Genomic DNA, 16,354 nt, shown 5'->3' with positions numbered 1-16,354 from the left:
ACGATCGTGAAGCATCCTGCTGTGAAGCATCCTGCCCGATCGGTGACGTGCCGCCGATCGTCGTGGTTCCCCGGCAGATACGCCGTTCGGCGCGTCGTCGTGCAGAAGCCATCCAGCGTAGCCATCCAGCGTAGCCATCATGCCACACCGGGGCAACCGCAACGGGAGGCCTCAACTCTGGGGTGGATGGCCACCATCCTCGGGAAGTCATCCTTGGAAGTTCTGCGCGCAACGCCGAGAAACGACGACACGCCATGCGGCCGAGACCAGCCCGAACAATTGTGCGGTCGTGCGGGAAGACCATGAGGCCTCCGTCGGTGGAGGCGAAAACCCGGATCGGCGGGGAACCCGACAAGCCTTCGCGCCTTGTCTGTGCGTCGCAGGCTTCATACATCCGATCTGTCGATCCAAGGCCGCCCCAAAGGGTTCGTGCATTCCTTCGGTCCTTTTCGGACCGTGCGGGGATGCTGCCTCGATCCGCCACAATTCACCGAACCTGCGGTCTGGGTTCCGCGCGTCATCGTGCGGGAAGGGCAGATACGACTTCACTGGACGAAAGGATAAGCCATGAGCACGGGCACCGTGAAATGGTTCAACGAGACCAAAGGCTACGGCTTCATCCAGCCGGATGACGGCAGCAAGGATGTGTTCGTGCACATCTCCGCCGTCGAGCGGGCCGGAATGCGCAACCTGATCGAGGGGCAGAAGATTTCTTACGAGATCGAGAGCGACCGTCGCACCGGCAAGCAATCAGCGGGCAACCTCCAGGCGGCCTGAGGCTCCCGTCGATGCTTCCCGGTGAGGCATCGATTCAACATACCGACGGGAAGCCGCTCGTCACCGGGCGGCTTCTGTTGATTCCGCACCTGCGTTGGGGCATTGGCACCCCCGATCGACCCGAATTTTCAGCTGTTCTGTTTCACCCTACGGTCGCCCACCCCATGCGGTGCGTCCGGCCGCGACATGCCACGAGAAAGGTCAGATGAGCGCCTTCGACTACAGGAATTTCGACGACCGCCGAAAGAACTCCGCCAGCGCCAAGCAGATGCTGCTGGAAAAATTCAAGGCCCGCACCCCGGCGGATGACCCGGACATGATTGCGAAGGCCGAGGCCCGAGCCGCCGTTGCACGTGCCCGCGAAGAGCGGGCCCGGGAACGCGAAGCCGCCCGGATCGCCGCCGAGCGCCAGGCCGCGGAAGAGAAGCGGGCCCGCGAAGAGGCCGAACTCGCGGCGCAGATCGCTCGCGAAGAAGCGGAAGCACTCGCCGCCGCAGAGCGGAAGGCAGCGGAACTGGTCGAGAAGAAGGCCGCGCGCGACGCGCGTTACGCCGCCCGCAAAGCCAAGGCGCGCCGCTGAACGGGTGCCTCGGACATCGAGAGGAAGGGGTCGATGGTGTCATCGGCCCCTTTTTCGTGTCCGATCCGGCGTCGCTCAGGCTTCGGTTTCGGTCTCGGTCTCGGATTCGTTGGTCTCGACGGCTTCGTTCTGACCCTCGGCAACCTCGCCCTTCGGCTCGGTGTCGGCCTCGGGGCGCGGTCCGGCCTTGAACGAACGCCGGGGCGCGTTTCCGCGCTTCATCTGGGCGGGCTTCTCGATGGCGCCGAGCCGCTCCGAGAGGCGTTTCGCGCGCTCGTTGAAATCGTCGGTCGTGCGCGACTGGGATGCACCGCTCTTGAACGCGTTCGCCACTGGGGCCTCATGGAGTTGCCCAGGGCACGGAGTCGTGCGGGGTTGGCCATTCCCTAGCACGCTTCGCCCCATCGGTGGGGACTATCTTCGCGACAGTGGCCGTGCGCGCCTTGCGGCCGGGCGTCCCGTTGGCGAAACTGTCCTCACTCCCCTCAGCGAACGAAGGATTGTTCCCATGGCCGATGCGACCGCCGAGATGGTTCCCTGTGCCTGCGCCGACTGCGTCTGCAAGGTGAAGACCGGCACCGGGATCGAGCGGGACGGAAAGACCTTCTGTTGCGAAGCCTGCGCCGACGGCCATGCGTCCCATGACGGCTGCGGACATTCGGGCTGCGCCTGCCACGGCTGAACGACCGGACGGCGTGGGGCGGGTCGCCGCCCTACGCGCTCCTGATCACGGGGTCGGCCGCCTCCTTCGGCAGGCCGGCCTCGCGGGCCGTCTCCGTTCCTTTCCCGCCCGCCGCGTTGCCGAGGGTTCCCTTGCCCACGGTGCGGCGTGCCCGGAAGGCCGGACGCACCTCCGTCTCCTTGCGCTTGAGCATGGCGCGATACTCGTCGCGTCGCTCGTGGATCGAGGCGATGACCAGGCCCATGGGAACGCCGACATCGACGAGGACGGCCTCCGACAGTTGCAGGGACGCCTCGATGGTCTCCGGCACCGCGTCGTCGACGCCCATCTCGTAGAGGGCGGTGGCGTGGCGCGCGTCGCGGGCGCGGGCCACGATGGTGATGTCGGCCCGCTCCGCCCGCGCCGCCTCGACCACGGCCTCCACCGCACGCGGGTTGTCGAGGGTGACCACGAGGGCGCGCGCATTGGCGATGTCGCAGCGGCGCAGGAGTTCGGCGTTGGCCGAATCGCCGAAATAGACCGGATTGCCGAGGCGGCGGTACTCCGAGACCCGGGCGGCGTCGGCATCGAGGGCCAGGTACGGGATCTTGTGGCGGGCCAGCATCTCGCCGACGAGGCGCCCGACCCGGCCGTAGCCCGCGATGATCACGCGGTTCTGCTGCTTGTCCGGCACCGGCTCGGCCCGCGCCCGCCCGAGTGGGCCGCGCGACATCCGCTTGCCGAGCCGCCGGGCGAGCACGGCGAGCGCCGGAATCGCGATCATCGTCACGGTGGTGACGATGAGGGCGGCTTGCCCGACCTCCTCGGGCACGAGGTTTCCGGCGAGCGCGCCCCCGATGAGCACGAAAGCGAATTCGCCGCCCGGTCCGAGCAGGAGCGCCGCCTCGAGGCCGACGGCGCGCGACAGCCTGAGGAACCGGGCGGCCGCGACGATGATCGCCCCCTTGATCAGGATCAGCCCCAGGGCGAGGCCCAGGATGGCGCCCGGCGCCGACATCAGCTGGGCCGGATCGAGGTTCATGCCGACGGAGACGAAGAACACGCCCAGCAGCAGGCCCTTGAACGGATCGATGGTGGCCTCGATGGCCCGGCGGTACTCGGTCTCGGCGAGCAGCAGGCCGGCCACGAAGGCGCCGAGCGTCATGGACAGGCCGGCGGCGGCAGCGGTCAGGGCCGTCCCGATGATGACGAGGAGGCAGGCCGCCATGAACAGCTCGGGCGAACGCGTGCGCGCCACGAGCTGGAACAGGGGCCGCAGGGCGAGCCGCCCCGCCACCACGATGACCACGAGGGCCACCACCGCCTGACCGAGGGCGAAGGCCAGCGCGGCCCCGACATCGGCGCCGTCGCTGCGCCCGAGCACCGCGATGGCGAAGAGCACGGGGGCGACGGCGAGATCCTGGAACAGCAGGACCGCGAAGCTCGCCCGGCCGGCGGGCGTGTTGAGGCGCTTCTGCTCGGCCAGCACCGGCAGCACCACGGCGGTGGAAGACAGCGCGAGGGCAAGCCCGACGATGATCGTGGCCGCGAGGGGCACGCCGAGGGCGAACAGGATCGCGCCGATCACCACCGCGGACGCCACCACCTGGATCGAGCCGAGACCGAAGACGAGGCGGCGCAGGGTGCGCAAGCGCTCCCACGACAGCTCGACGCCGATCATGAACATGAGGAAGATCACGCCGAACTCGGCCAGATGCGCGATCTCGGCGCGGTTGGCGATGGTGACGGCGGACAGCCACGGCATCGCTTCGGCGAAGCGGCCGAGACCGAACGGACCCAGAAGCGCGCCGGCGCCGATGAAGCCGAGTACGGGCGAGATGCGCAGGCGATGGAACAGCGGCACCACCACGCCAGCGGTGACGAGGAACAGGATCGCTTCCTTGTAGGAACCGGCGTGCATGTCCGTCATGGAGGCTGGGGATTTCCTTGAGCCGTGATGGGTGGACGGAGGATCGTCGGCCCCGCAGATCATGCGGGGGGAGGGCGCGGACGCGCAATCGGATTGTCCTCCGAATTCGTCGAAACCGACGCCCGGCAGAGTTGCACCGAAGACGCACCCCACAGCGCGGCGCAAAATCGGCACAATGGCCGCTTAGCCGGGGGCGTAACGGAATGTTAAGTCCCACGTTCGTCGCGTTTCGAGACACGAGTGCCCCATGCGAAAGACGCCGCCCAGCCGGGATGTCCAGCGCGAGCGACGCGAATGGCGTCGGGAATCCGACCGGTGGACCCACGAGCGCCACGTCGAGAAGGGCTACCGCATCAAGTGGGGCTACGTCGGCATCGCCTACCTGGTGGAGTTCATGGTCATCGGCGCATCCCTGTGGGGCGCCTGGCTGTTCGCCGGGGTCTACAGCGACGGCGACTCGAAGGCGTTCTACTTCATGCTGCTCGCGCCGCTGGTCTACGCGGCGGTGGAGCTGTGCCGGGTTCCGCTCGGCATCCTGGCGCGGACGCAGCGCTCCTACGCCATCCGGATCATGGCCATCATCGGCATCGTCTTCGCCGCCGGCGTGACCACGAAATCGGTCTCGCAGCTCGGCGAGATGATGTTCCACCCCCGCCTCATGGACGCGGCCAAGGCCAAGACCGCCCTCAAGGACGCGCAGGCCGACCGGGCGACCATCGATGGGCGGATCGCGGCGGCCGATGCCCGGGTGACGCAATACACCACGGAACTCGACCAGATCGAGAAGCGCGCGGCGGAGAACGCCAGCCAGCTCTCGGCCCTGCCGGCCCAGCGCTGCGAGCGGGTCTCCGGCACCAACAGCCGGGGCCAGCGCTACTCGAACCTCAAATGCGTCACCGACCCGCGCACGGCGACCCTCAACGCCAGCGTCGCCAAGGCGGGCAGCGACCGCGCCGGCGTGACGAAAGCCCTGGAGGAGGCCCGGCAGGCCCGCAGCGCCCTCGACCGGGGTGTGGTCGACCGCAAGGTCGCGGATGCGGAGCAGGCCTACCGCAACTCGGTCAACCGCTCGCAGCTGCACTCGTTCACCGCCATGGTGTACGGGGTCGATCCCATCGATGTGACGGATGCGCAGGTGCACGCCTTCCTGCGCATCTTCGTGTTCGTGCCGGCCCTGTGCGCCGCCTTCGCGTCGACGATCCTCGCCCTCTGCGCCGTCTCGGTCCGCAAGACCTTCATGGACGAGGACGACCTCGGCGCCACCGTCGATCCGGCGGCGACGCCCTACATGCTGGACTCCATCACCGACGCCCTGCGGCAGGAGATCGGGTTGGCCCAGCCCAAGCCCCCGCGCGAGGCACCTGAGCCCCAGCGTGAAGCGAACGCCGCCTCCGGCGAAGTCATTCCCATCGACCGGCGTCCGCCGGCCCAGGTGACCCTGCCGGCCAGCGCGGGAGCGGGCGCATGAGCATCCACACCACCGGCACGCCGGAAAACGTCGTCCTGGCGCAGAACGTCAACGGGCGCCTGCGCGCGGAGACGAAGATCATCGCCGCCCGCGCCTTCCTGTTTCGGTCGCTGGGCTTCGGCGCCTTCTGCGCGCTCGCCGGCATCGGTCTGGGCGCGGCCTCCTACGGCTACGCCACGATGAACCAGTTCGACACGGCGGCGGAAAAGATCGCCGCCGCCATGCAGGCGGCCCTCTCCGACGTGACCCTGAAGACCAAGGGCGAGGTCACCCTCACCGACAACGTCCTCAAGCTCGAAGGCGGGATGCCGAAGCCCGCCGCCACGCCGACCCCGACGAAGGCCCAGCTCGGCAACGACGCGGCGCCCGCCTCGAAGGCCATCGTGAACACCACCTTCACGGTGTTCAAGCAGGTGCCCTACATGGACGGCCAGATCGTCACCGGCTGGAACTTCCGGGCCAACGAGGACCAGCCGTTCCAGCAATATTGCTACTTCTCCCGCCGCACCAACGAGGCCAAGGGCCAGGTCGAGATCAAGATCGATCTCGCCATGGACGGCAAGACCCTGCCGCAGCCGCAGAAGTCAGACGTGAACCTCGGCATCCTGGCCTCGAACTGCGTGTGGCACGACGGGAAGACCCTGTGAGACCACGCCGGCTTTACCGGTTCCGCGACAACTGATAGATCAATAACCCATCGCGATGGGTTATTGATGGTCACGGTCTTTCGCTCGGGTGGGATGCGGGTGATCATCTTCATCGATGATCATGAACCGGCTCACGTGCACGTTTTCGGCGACGGACATGCGAAGATTAATCTCGTGCCGGAGCCTGTTCTTGTCTGGGCCGAGGGGATGACGCGAGGCGAGCTTCGCAAAGCGATGAAGATCGTCGTCGAGCAACGCAACAGTCTTCTCACCCGTTGGAGGACGATCCATGGTTGACCTGGCCGATGACGCGATCGCCGATGCTTTAGAGCGAGGCCGACTCGCAAGATCGACGGAACCACGCGCGGCGTCCGCATCCTACGATCGCCAGAACGGCCACGTGGTCATCGTTCTGACCAACGGTTGCACGTTCTCGTTTCCGCCTCGCCTGGTTCAAGGACTGGAAAGTGCGGACGACGATACGCTCGCGGATATCGAGCTTCTTGGGGCCGGTTACGGTCTCCATTGGGGAGACCTCGACGTCGACATGTCCGTACCGGGCCTGTTGGCCGGCATTTTCGGCACCCGGGCTTTCATGGCCGCTCATGCGGGACGCGCGACTTCGGCGGCGAAAGCCTCGGCCTCGCGGGCGAACGGGGCCAAGGGAGGCCGGCCGCGCAAATCCGCCTGAAGCGGAAGGCCGTCCTGTCCTGAAGCTTCCGTTGTCCGTATGCCCCGATGAAACGGGCCTTTTGGCCCTTCCCTGCGGCTCCTCTCTCGAACGCATCTCCCGAAGAAAGCCGACGCCCCATGCGCTTTTCCGGCACCGCCGACTACGTCGCGACCTCCGACCTCACCACAGCCGTCAACGCCGCCATCGTGCTCGAGCGGCCGCTGCTGGTGAAGGGCGAGCCCGGCACCGGCAAGACGGTCCTGGCGGAGGAGATCGCCAAGGGTCTGGGCGCGCCGCTCCTGACTTGGAACGTCAAGTCGACCACCAAGGCCCAGCAGGGGCTCTACGAATACGACGCCGTCTCGCGCCTGCGCGACAGCCAGCTCGGCGACCCGCGCGTGTCCGACATCGGCAACTACATCCGCCGCGGCAAGCTGTGGGAGGCGTTCACCCATCCCGAGCGGCCGGTGCTGCTCATCGACGAGATCGACAAGGCCGACATCGAGTTCCCCAACGACCTCCTGACCGAGCTCGACCGGATGGAGTTCCACGTCTACGAGACCGGGCAGACGATCCGGGCCGAGCGCCGGCCTATCGTCATCATCACCTCGAACAACGAGAAGGAGTTGCCCGACGCGTTCCTGCGCCGGTGCTTCTTCCACTACATCCAGTTCCCGGATGCCGAGACGCTGAAAGCCATCGTCGAAGTCCACTACCCCGGCATCAAGCACCGCCTCGTCGAGGAGGCCTTGCGGGTCTTCCTCGAGACCCGCGCGGTGCCGGGCCTGAAGAAGAAGCCCTCCACCTCCGAGTTGCTGGATTGGCTCAAGCTCCTCGTCTCCGAGGACGTGACGCCAGAGACCCTGCGCGAGCGCGACGGCCGCAAGCTGATCCCGCCGCTCCACGGCGCGCTCCTCAAGAACGAGCAGGACGTGAGCCTGTTCGAGAAACTCGCCTTCATGATGCGGCGGGAAGGGCGGAGCGGCTGAAGGCGCTCGTCTCCGATCGCGTTCGGAATTAAGGTGCCTCCAGCGGACCTATGGCCGTCACCGAGTGGGAGTGCATCGCAATGGCCGAGGGCGAGCGCGTGACGGTCTCGTTTCCCGAACCCCTCGCGACCCAGATTCGTTCGGCCGTGCAGGCTGGCGAGTACGCGTCGATGAGCGACGCCGTGCAGGATGCCGTGCGCCTTTGGTCCGACCGGCGCGTTCGCGGCGAACGGGACGTCGCGGATTTGCGGCGGGCCTGGGATGCCGGCAAGGCCGCTGGGACGCACGGCAAGCTGGACTTCGAGGATCTTCGCCGCGAGGCCCGCGACCGGCTCGCGGCCACGCACGCGCAAGGCTTCCGGACGTCCGATGCCGGTTGAGGTCGTTTGGTCGATCCTCGTGCGGCAGGATCTGCTCGACCATTACCTCGCGATCTGCGCCGAGAACAGGCTGGCCGCCGAACGGATCTACGACCGCATCGAACTCCGGTCCCTGCAGTTCATGGACCATCCGCGCATGGGGCCACGCCGACCGGACATTCGACCGTCGACGCGGGTTCTCGTGGAAGCGCCGTTTCTCATCCTGTACGAGACCTCGCCCGACCGCGACGAGGGACCGGTCGTCACGGGGGAAATCGTCCGCGTCATCGACGGGCGGCGCGATCTCGAACGTCTGTTCTGAGGCAGCCCTTCCGAACACGCCTTCGCGACCCAGATAGCGCCCATCGCCGCGTTCCATCCCCAGCAGCGGACCCGCTTCCATGAAGATGAAGAAACTCGGCCGCACCGGCCTCGACGTCTCGCCGCTCTGCCTCGGCTGCATGACCTACGGCATTCCCGAGCGCGGCCCCCATCCGTGGACCCTGAACGAGGAGGCGAGCCGGCCGCTCCTGCGCAAGGCAGTCGAGATGGGGATCAACTTCTTCGACACGGCGAACTACTATTCGGACGGGACCAGCGAGGAGATCGTCGGCCGGGCGCTGAAGGAATTTGCGCGCCGCGACGACCTCGTCATCGCGACGAAGTGCTATTACGGCCTCAGCGACCGTCCCAATGCCGGCGGCCTGTCGCGCAAGGCGATCTTCGCCGCCGTCGATGCCAGCCTGACGCGCCTCGGCACGGATTACGTCGACCTCCTGCAGATCCACCGCTGGGATTACGCCACGCCCATCGAGGTGACCCTGGAGGCGCTCCACGACGTGGTGAAGGCCGGGAAAGCCCGGTATATCGGCGCCTCGTCGATGTATGCGTGGCAGTTCGCCAAGGCCCTGTTCCTCGCCGACCGCCACGGCTGGACGCGGTTCTCGACCATGCAGAACCATTACAACCTCCTCCACCGCGAGGAGGAGCGCGAGATGCTGCCGCTCTGCGCCGATCAGGACATCGCCGTGCTGCCGTGGAGCCCCCTCGCACGCGGGCGTCTCACCCGCGACTGGGACGTGTCGAGCGCCCGCCAGGAGACGGATCTGGTCGGCAAGCGCCTCTACGACGCGACGGAAGCCGCCGACCGCGCCGTGGTCGAAGCGGTGGCGGCCATCGCGCAGGCGCGCGGCGTTCCCCGGGCGCAGGTGGCGCTGGCCTGGGTCGCCCAGAAATCGCCCGTGACGGTCCCCATCGTCGGCGCCTCGAAGCCCGGGCACCTCGACGATGCCGCGGCGGCCCTCGACCTCGCGCTGACGCCCCAGGAGATGGCGACCCTGGAGCGTCCCTACGTTCCGCACGCCGTGGTGGGCTTCAACTGAGAGATCGACGATGCTCCGTGTCCTGCTCCTGCGCCATGCCAAGTCCGATCGCCCGGCCGGGGTGATCGACCTCGACCGGCCCCTCAACCCCCGCGGCCGGCGGAACGCGCCGCTCATGGCCGGCTATCTCGTGACCGAGAACCTGCGGCCCGACCACGTGGCCGTCTCGCCGGCCCGTCGGACGCGGGAGACCTGGGAACCGGTGCAGGCCGCCCTGGGTGCCCCGGACGCGACCATCGTGCCGGACATCTACGAGGCGCCCGACTCGGCCCTCTTGAAGGTTGTCCGCGCGACGCCCGATTCGGCACGCTGCCTCCTCGTGGTCGGCCACAATCCCGGCCTGCAGAACGTGGCGCTTCGCCTCGTCGGGTCCGGCCCGGCCGCGGCGCGCGACCGCCTCGCCGAGGGGTTCCCCACCGGGGCACTGGCCGTCCTGGATTTCGACGTCGAGACCTGGGCCAAGGTCCGCGCCGGCGCAGGGCGATTGGAGCGCTTCGTGGCGCCCCGCGATCTCGATGCCGACGAGGCGGCCTGAACCCGAGCCTCCACCTCTCATTGAACCGTTGCGGCGCCGGGCCGTTTCCCCGATCCCCGGTCAAGCTTTTCGCGTGTCGTGCTCCTCGCATCCTTCCTGATCCTGACAAGCTTGGCGTCGTCCATCGCGGGCGGCCTCGAAACCGTGCGTCTAGGTCTGTCCGGACCGGCGCGGGATCGGGCGGCCGTCGCGGCGAAGCCCGTGGAAGCGCCGCGCTTCGTGCCCGAGAGCCGTGCCGTCTCGAACTGGCGGATCGAGGCGGGCGAGGCACTTCGCCCGGTCTCCCTCGCCCTGGCGGCACGCTGGTCCACGACGGAGCCGGCCTTCGTCGCCCGCTGCGTCAAGCTCAACAACTACTGGTGCATCAAGTCGGCGCGCTGGTCCGGGGAGATCGGCGCCGATGCCGAAGGCCATACGGGCTTCGCCACCGCCGCCGACGGCGCGGATGCGGCGGCCGGCCTGCTTCGACGCTATTACCGCGATCTCAACCGGCGCACGGCCCTTTCCATCGTCAGGCGCTGGGCTCCCGCGGAATGCCGGGGCACGCCTGCCGCAAGCCCGCGGGTGTCGGGTCCGGTGGCGCCGCGCGGCCTCGGCGGAACCCTTCGGGCGCGCTTCCTCGCCCGCAACACCCGGGCGGGGATGCCGCGCCGGGCGCTGGCATCACGCGGCGGCCCCCTCAGGGTCCAGCCGTGGTCGCCCCTGGCGCGGATGGGCGGACGGGTGCCGCCGGCACCGGATCGCAAGGCTCAGCCCGCGAGAGGACCGGCTCCGAAAGCCCAGGCTAACGGAGGCCGAAGCTCCAGGGTCCAGGGCTCCATCGCGGCCGGACCGGCCCCCACGCCGCGGCACGGGCTACTGGTCCGCCCCTCCGAACTCCTGGTGAAACAGTCCGTCCTGATTGCCAAGCCGTCGGTGCTCCTCGTCGAACCGAGTGCGGTCCTGGGCAACGCGACCCGTGCGGTGGAGACTGCGACAGCTCAGTTGCAGAAGCGGTTCGTCACGGAATCCGCCGCGCTCCCGCCCATTGCCGCGGGCCTCGGCGCCCTGCGCCCCCTCGATCTCACCGTGCCGGCACCCCTGTGCAGCAACGACGAGACCCGCATCCGCAACTACGCCGCGCGCATCGCCGGCAGTGTCGGCCTGAAGGTCGAGGACGATCTCAAGCTGTTCGGGCCGGACGGGCGCCCGTTGCCCGCCCTGCGCGCGGTGATGCTCGCCATGTCGAACGTCGAGCTCGGCACCCTGCGGGCCGGCCCGGCCCTCGTGGACGCGGCCGTCGCCCGCCTGGATGCCGGAACCCTGGCGGCCATCGGCCCGCCGGCCCCGACGCCGTGAGCCGTGACCTTGCGGGCCGGGTGCCCCGGCGCCACTTCAGCCCTGCCGGATCTTCTGTTGGACTTCCCGCTGTTTCTCCCCGCCCACCATCGAGTCGTTCATGAACAGCTTTGCCGCGCGTGCGGGTTCCGCGGTCAAGGCCTTCGCCGAGGCGTCGAGCGACCTCCTGATCCAGCCGACGCTCCGGCTCGGCGTCACCGGCCTCGCCCGCTCGGGCAAGACCGTGTTCACCACGGCCCTGATCCACCACCTCGTGGAGGCCCATGCCCTGCCGGCCTTCGCCCCGGCCCACGAGGGCCGCCTGCGTCGCGCCCGCCTTGTGCCCCAGCCCGACGACGACCTGCCGCGCTTTCCCTTCGAGGAGCACGTCACGGCCCTGACGCGGGACCGCCTGTGGCCGCGCTCCACCGACCGGATCAGCCAGTTCCGCCTCGCCATCGAGTACGAGCGCAAGGGCGGCTGGCGCTCGGGGCCGGGCACCCTGATGCTCGACGTCGTCGACTATCCCGGCGAATGGCTCCTCGACCTCGCTCTCATCGACCAGAGCTACACGGCGTGGTCCCGCGCCACCATCTCAGGCACCCGCCGCAGCGGTCGCGCCGCCATGGCCGCCCCCTGGCTCGACACCCTGAAGGGCCTCGACCCGAGGGCGCCGCTCGACGAGATGGTGGCCGAGCGCGCCAGCACGGCGTTCAAGGCCTACCTCTCCGCCCTCAGGGCCGGGCCGGAATCCGTGGCGACCACGCCGCCGGGTCGGTTCCTCATGCCGGGGGACCTCGCCGGCTCGCCGGCCCTGACCTTCGCGCCGCTGGACGACCTCACGGATCCCCTCGATCCCGGCAGTCTCGCGGGGCTGATGGAGCGGCGCTTCGAGGCCTACAAGGCCAAGGTGGTCGAGCCGTTCTTCCGCAACCACTTCCAGCGGGTCGATCGGCAGATCGTGCTGGTCGACGTGCTCGCCGCCGTCGATGCCGGCCCGGCCGCCCTGGCGGAGCTCGAGGAGGCGCTGGATTCCGTGCTCCTCAGCTTCCGCATCGGCCGCAACACCATCCTGTCGCGGCTGTTCGCGCCGCGCGCCGAGCGCATCCTGTTCGCCGCGACGAAGGCGGACCATCTCCACCAGACCAGTCACGACCGCCTCGACGCGCTCCTGCGCCTCCTCGTGTCGCGAGCCATGCGCCGGACGGAGGCCGCGGGCGCCCGCGTCGGCACCGTGGCCCTCGCCTCCGTGCGCGCCACCCGCGAGACCACGATCCACGACGGGCCGGAAGTGCTCCGCGCCGTCTCGGGCACGCCGGAGGCCGGTGAATCCGTCGGCGACGAGACCTTCGACGGCTTGAGCGAGGCGGCGATCTTCCCCGGCGAACTCCCCGAGCGACCCGAGGCGGTGCTGGAGGGCGCGGTGCCGCCCGGCTCCCTACGTTTCCCGCGCTTTCGCCCACCCCTGGTGAAGCCCGACGCCCTCGGACGCCCCGGTCACCTGCCGCAGATCCGCCTCGACCGGGCGATGCAATTTCTCCTCGGCGACAAGCTCTCTTGAGGCCCGCATGACCTCCACGCCCCCGCCGAACCGCCCCCGCGCCTTCCGCATCCCCGCCGCTGAACCGGCCGGGGTGGCCGAGGGCTTCGTGCCGCCCTCGGCTTCGCCTGCCCAAGTCCGCATCGTCGAGGAGCCGTTCGAGATCGTCGAGGCCGCCGACGGCACGCCCGTTCCGGTGGCGCCGAAATCCCGCGCACCATGGCTGTCGATGCTGCTCGTGGCGCTGGGCGGCCTCGTGTCGCTCGGCGTCGGCCTCTCCGTCGAGCGGCTCATCGCCGACCTGTTCAGCGCCGCCCCGTGGCTCGGCGCCGTCGCGCTGGTTCTCCTCGGAGTCGCCGCCCTCGGCCTTCTGGGACTCGTCGTGCGCGAACTGTCCGGGATCTGGCGCGAGCGGCAGATCGAGCGTCTGCGGGCCAGAGCCGTCGAGGCGCTCGCCGCCCGCGACCACAGCGCGGCTCAGGCGGTGGTGCGGGATCTCAGCGCCCTCTATGCCGGACGGGCGGCCCTGGCGGCCGGGCGGACCCGCCTCGACACCCTGGGCGACGCCATCCTCGACGTCGACGACCGCCTCGGGCTCGCCGAACACGAACTTTTGGCCCCCCTCGACCGGCAGGCCCGCCAGGCCATCGCGACGGCGGCGAAGCAGGTCTCGGGCGTCACGGCGCTCAGCCCCCGCGCCATCGTCGACGTGGCGTTCGTGATCTTCGCCGCCGTGCGGCTGCTGCGCCGGATCGCCACCATCTACGGCGGGCGCCCCGGCTTCCTCGGTTTCCTGCGGCTCGCCCGCTCGGCGCTGGCCCACCTCACCGTGACGGGCGGCATGGCGGTGGGCGAGAGCATGATCCAGCAGGCCCTCGGGCTGGGGTTGGCGGCGAAGGTTTCGGCCAAGCTCGGGGAGGGTGTGCTCAACGGCCTGATGACCGCCCGGTTCGGCCTCGCGGCCCTCGCGGTCTGCCGGCCCCTGCCGTTCGTGCGCGAGGCAGCGCCGCGCCTGTCCGACGTGGCGGGCTCCCTGTTCAAGTCCGCCGAGGCGGCGGAGGAGGGCGGCGTCAGAGGGTCTTCATGAACCCGGCGAGGCGCATCAGGCCCTCCGGCCAGGGGCCATGGCCCGAGGCCACGTTGATGTGGCCGGATTCGCCCGCATCCACCACGACGGCGCCCCACGCATAGGCGAAATCCTCGGCCCGCTCGTAGGTGCAGTAGGGATCGTTGCGGCTCGCCACCACCAGGGACGGGAAGGGCAGGGGATCGCGCGGCACCGGCGCGAAGGCGGTGACGCTCGCCGGCAGGTTCGGCGTGGTCTCGACATCGGGAAACGCCACCAGGATCGCGCCCCGCACCACGCCGGGCGGGAAGTCCGGGGCCGCCTGGACGGCCGCCACCACGCCGAGGCTGTGGGCGATGATGAGGACCGGGCGCGTCGCCTCCGCCACGGCGGCGACGATGCGGGCGCGCCAGGCCGGGGCGTTGGGATGGTGCCAATCGTCCTGCTCGACGATGCGGCCGGTGGACAGGCGCTCGGCCCAGCGGGCCTGCCAGTGGCCGTCTTCGGAGCCGGCATAGCCCGGCAGGATGAGGATGTCGCAATCGCCGATCTTCATGGGCATCGCGATACCGCGTCGGTCCGGACCCGTCGAGCCTTCACGGCCCGTCGCACAGGGGATCGGCGAAGGCATCGACGGCCGCCCCGGCGAGGTTGGCCCCCGCGAGCCGATCCCCCGCCGAGGCCGCATGGGCCCGGACCGCCCCGGGGAGGGCGGCCGTGCGGGCGGCCCGCTCGCGCGCCAGGGCGAAGGCCTCGGCCAAGGGAATCGCCCGGAACCGGATCGCTTCGCCCGGCCGGCGCTGGGCGACTCTTCGAAGATCGGCCGAGATCACCGTGGCGATCTTCGGGTAGCCGCCGGTGGTCTGCCGATCGGCCATGAGCACGATGGGCCGGCCGCTGCCCGGCACCTGCACGGAGCCCATCACAGTGGCGTCCGAGACGATGTTGTAACCGTGCGGTCCGTGGGCGAGGGCGGGCCCATCGAGGTGGATGCCCATCCGGTCGGCCCGATGGGAGACGGCGAAGGCCGCATCGGTGAACAGCGCGACGGCTTCGGGGGTGAACCGGTCCGCCTGCGGACCGAGAACCACCCGCACGGGGGCATCCGTTTCGAGGGGCAGGGGATCCAAGGATCCCGGGATGCCGAACGACCCCAGTTCACCGCGGGACGCATTCTCGCCGTCGATGACGTCACCGGTGCGCAGGCCACGGCCATGGAGACCGCCGAGGCCGGCGCGCTGGTGGAGGGCGGCACTGCCGAGGATCGACGGCACGGCGAACCCGCCCGCGCAGGCGAGATAGGCGAACACGCCCCGGCGCGGCGCATCGATGGCGAGGGTCGATCCCTCGCTCAGGGGAAACGCCCGATGGTCGGGCACCGGCACGCCGTCGACCCGCAGGGCGCAGGGCGCGCCGGCGAGCGCCATCCAAAGGTCGCCGCCCTCCAGGCGGAAGCGCCCGCCGCCCAAGCCGAGTTCGAGGGCGACGATCCCCAACGCGTTGCCCACGAGGGCGTTGGCCGCTGCCAGCGCCAGCCTGTCCATGGGACCGGAGCCGGACAGGCCCTGGCGCTGGTAGCCGTGCCGGCCACCATCCTGGAAACTCGAGGCGCCCGTGCAGGCCTCGACGACCAGACGGGCGCTCACCGCTCCACCTCGGCCACGGGTTCGCCGGCCGCCGCCGCACGGTCGAGTTCGTCCCAGCGGGTGGGGTCGGTTGGCACGAACCGGATGCCGTCGCCAGGCTCGAACAGGAACACCGGATCGCGCCCCGGCAGGAAGGCACGCACGGGCGTGCGACCGAGGAGGTGCCATCCGCTCGGCGCCGCGATGCTGGCGACGAGGGCCTGGGCGCCACCGATGGAGATGGTGCCCGCCGGCGTCGTCGGACGCGGGCTCGCTCGGCGCGACAGGGCGAGGCTCGGGTCGAGACCGTCGAGATAGGCGTAGCCCGGCAGGAACCCGATCATCACCACCCGGTACTCGGGCGCGGCATGCCGCTCGACCACGGCGGACGGGCAAAAGCCGTGCTGCGCGGCCACGGCGTCGAGGTCGATCCCGAACGCCCCGCCATAGACGACGGGCACGCGCCAGACCCGGGCGGGTGGTCGAATGGGCGCGGGACGTCCGGCCAGATCGAGCAGGGCCGTCTCCAGACTGGCAGGATCCACAGCGAGCGGGTCGAGGTGGATCGTCAGCGACCGGTAGGTTGGCACCGTCTCGACGATGCCGGGCAGGTCCGCGGCCTGTACTCGGGCGTCGAGGGCGAGCACCGCCGCGTTGAGGGCTGGATCGATCCGGTCACCGAACTCGACGGTCAGGGCCGTATCGCCGCACCAGAGCAGGCGGATCGCCGGAGGAGTCACGGGTCCACAGCCTCACGCACCGGGGGATCGTCTCAAACGATAGAGGGGTGGCGCCCTTGCGGACA

The 16,354-nt window shown here is 69.8% G+C and carries 20 protein-coding genes; 15 read left to right on the top strand and 5 right to left on the bottom strand.

All coding sequences use genetic code 11. The features are described from left to right. The first annotated feature begins 567 nt into the window (after nucleotides 1–567). A complete protein-coding gene (locus tag ASG60_RS21505; protein WP_056174725.1) occupies nucleotides 568–777 on the top strand; it encodes a cold-shock protein in 210 nt (69 codons plus the stop codon). 205 nt (nucleotides 778–982) lie between these two features. Then, the gene (locus tag ASG60_RS21500) at nucleotides 983–1,357 is read left to right on the top strand and encodes a DUF6481 family protein (protein ID WP_056174727.1); all 375 of its coding nucleotides are present in this window, start codon (nucleotides 983–985) and stop codon (nucleotides 1,355–1,357) included. A 75-nt stretch (nucleotides 1,358–1,432) separates the two neighbouring features. Here the strand turns inward: ASG60_RS21500 and ASG60_RS22980 are convergent, their stop codons facing one another. Continuing rightward, the gene (locus ASG60_RS22980) at nucleotides 1,433–1,690 is read right to left on the bottom strand and encodes a hypothetical protein (RefSeq protein WP_244476742.1); all 258 of its coding nucleotides are present in this window, start codon (nucleotides 1,688–1,690) and stop codon (nucleotides 1,433–1,435) included. A gap of 175 nt (nucleotides 1,691–1,865) precedes the next feature. Between ASG60_RS22980 and ASG60_RS21490 the strand changes: the two genes are divergently transcribed. Continuing rightward, complete coding sequence (locus ASG60_RS21490) at nucleotides 1,866–2,039, top strand: metallothionein (protein ID WP_056094491.1); 174 nt, start codon at nucleotides 1,866–1,868, stop codon at nucleotides 2,037–2,039. A gap of 31 nt (nucleotides 2,040–2,070) precedes the next feature. On the opposite strand, the gene ASG60_RS21485 is transcribed toward ASG60_RS21490, so the two are convergent. Next, on the bottom strand, nucleotides 2,071–3,948 hold the full coding sequence (locus tag ASG60_RS21485) for a cation:proton antiporter (RefSeq protein ID WP_056174731.1): 1,878 nt from the start codon (nucleotides 3,946–3,948) through the stop codon (nucleotides 2,071–2,073). Nucleotides 3,949–4,195: 247 nt separating this feature from the next. Here ASG60_RS21485 and ASG60_RS21480 point away from each other — a divergent pair, with 247 nt between their 5' ends. The 12 genes from ASG60_RS21480 (at nucleotide 4,196) to ASG60_RS21425 (ending at nucleotide 13,945) form a co-directional block, all read left to right on the top strand. Then, nucleotides 4,196–5,416, top strand: a complete 1,221-nt coding sequence (locus ASG60_RS21480) for a hypothetical protein (protein ID WP_056357998.1) — start codon at nucleotides 4,196–4,198, stop codon at nucleotides 5,414–5,416. Next, on the top strand, nucleotides 5,413–6,063 hold the full coding sequence (locus ASG60_RS21475; protein ID WP_056174735.1) for a hypothetical protein: 651 nt from the start codon (nucleotides 5,413–5,415) through the stop codon (nucleotides 6,061–6,063). The genes ASG60_RS21480 and ASG60_RS21475 overlap by 4 nt, the downstream gene beginning before the upstream one ends. A gap of 66 nt (nucleotides 6,064–6,129) precedes the next feature. Then, entirely contained in the window at nucleotides 6,130–6,360 is a 231-nt protein-coding gene (locus ASG60_RS21470; RefSeq protein ID WP_056387839.1) for a DUF4160 domain-containing protein, read from the top strand. Next, nucleotides 6,353–6,754 (top strand): DUF2442 domain-containing protein, encoded by a 402-nt coding sequence (locus tag ASG60_RS21465; protein ID WP_056387838.1) that lies wholly within the window; start codon nucleotides 6,353–6,355, stop codon nucleotides 6,752–6,754. The genes ASG60_RS21470 and ASG60_RS21465 overlap by 8 nt, the downstream gene beginning before the upstream one ends. A 119-nt stretch (nucleotides 6,755–6,873) precedes the next feature. Beyond that, nucleotides 6,874–7,725, top strand: a complete 852-nt coding sequence (locus ASG60_RS21460; RefSeq protein ID WP_056174741.1) for a MoxR family ATPase — start codon at nucleotides 6,874–6,876, stop codon at nucleotides 7,723–7,725. Nucleotides 7,726–7,775: 50 nt separating this feature from the next. After that, nucleotides 7,776–8,105, top strand: a complete 330-nt coding sequence (locus ASG60_RS21455; RefSeq protein ID WP_244476741.1) for a type II toxin-antitoxin system ParD family antitoxin — start codon at nucleotides 7,776–7,778, stop codon at nucleotides 8,103–8,105. After that, nucleotides 8,095–8,406 (top strand): type II toxin-antitoxin system RelE/ParE family toxin, encoded by a 312-nt coding sequence (locus ASG60_RS21450; RefSeq protein ID WP_056387836.1) that lies wholly within the window; start codon nucleotides 8,095–8,097, stop codon nucleotides 8,404–8,406. Before ASG60_RS21455 ends, ASG60_RS21450 begins: the two co-directional genes overlap by 11 nt. A gap of 79 nt (nucleotides 8,407–8,485) precedes the next feature. Further along, nucleotides 8,486–9,466: an aldo/keto reductase gene (locus tag ASG60_RS21445; RefSeq protein WP_056387833.1), complete on the top strand. Its 981-nt coding sequence runs from the start codon at nucleotides 8,486–8,488 to the stop codon at nucleotides 9,464–9,466. Between the two features lie 10 nt (nucleotides 9,467–9,476). Further along, nucleotides 9,477–10,001 carry a histidine phosphatase family protein gene (locus ASG60_RS21440; protein ID WP_056387830.1) on the top strand — a complete coding sequence of 175 codons (525 nt, stop codon included), beginning with the start codon at nucleotides 9,477–9,479 and terminating at the stop codon, nucleotides 9,999–10,001. 78 nt (nucleotides 10,002–10,079) lie between these two features. Next, nucleotides 10,080–11,339, top strand: coding sequence for a hypothetical protein (locus tag ASG60_RS21435; protein ID WP_056174749.1), 1,260 nt, complete (start codon nucleotides 10,080–10,082; stop codon nucleotides 11,337–11,339). A gap of 100 nt (nucleotides 11,340–11,439) precedes the next feature. Then, entirely contained in the window at nucleotides 11,440–12,879 is a 1,440-nt protein-coding gene (locus ASG60_RS21430; protein WP_056387827.1) for a YcjX family protein, read from the top strand. Nucleotides 12,880–12,886: 7 nt separating this feature from the next. Beyond that, nucleotides 12,887–13,945: a TIGR01620 family protein gene (locus ASG60_RS21425; protein ID WP_056358015.1), complete on the top strand. Its 1,059-nt coding sequence runs from the start codon at nucleotides 12,887–12,889 to the stop codon at nucleotides 13,943–13,945. On the opposite strand, the gene ASG60_RS21420 is transcribed toward ASG60_RS21425, so the two are convergent. From ASG60_RS21420 to pxpB, 3 genes are read right to left on the bottom strand one after another with little or no spacing between them, the layout of a single operon-like run. After that, a complete protein-coding gene (locus ASG60_RS21420) occupies nucleotides 13,929–14,480 on the bottom strand; it encodes an alpha/beta hydrolase (protein WP_056387824.1) in 552 nt (183 codons plus the stop codon). The two genes, ASG60_RS21425 and ASG60_RS21420, sit on opposite strands and share 17 nt — an antisense overlap. A gap of 40 nt (nucleotides 14,481–14,520) precedes the next feature. Further along, the gene (locus tag ASG60_RS21415; RefSeq protein ID WP_056387821.1) at nucleotides 14,521–15,570 is read right to left on the bottom strand and encodes a biotin-dependent carboxyltransferase family protein; all 1,050 of its coding nucleotides are present in this window, start codon (nucleotides 15,568–15,570) and stop codon (nucleotides 14,521–14,523) included. Further along, nucleotides 15,567–16,289, bottom strand: coding sequence for a 5-oxoprolinase subunit PxpB (gene pxpB / locus ASG60_RS21410; RefSeq protein ID WP_056387819.1), 723 nt, complete (start codon nucleotides 16,287–16,289; stop codon nucleotides 15,567–15,569). Before pxpB ends, ASG60_RS21415 begins: the two co-directional genes overlap by 4 nt. Nucleotides 16,290–16,354 lie beyond the last annotated feature (65 nt).

It is taken from the genome of Methylobacterium sp. Leaf469, assembly GCF_001424745.1.
Lineage (GTDB): Bacteria > Pseudomonadota > Alphaproteobacteria > Rhizobiales > Beijerinckiaceae > Methylobacterium.
Note: the sequence above shows the minus strand (reverse complement) of the source record. Positions and strands in the feature narration are given on the sequence as shown.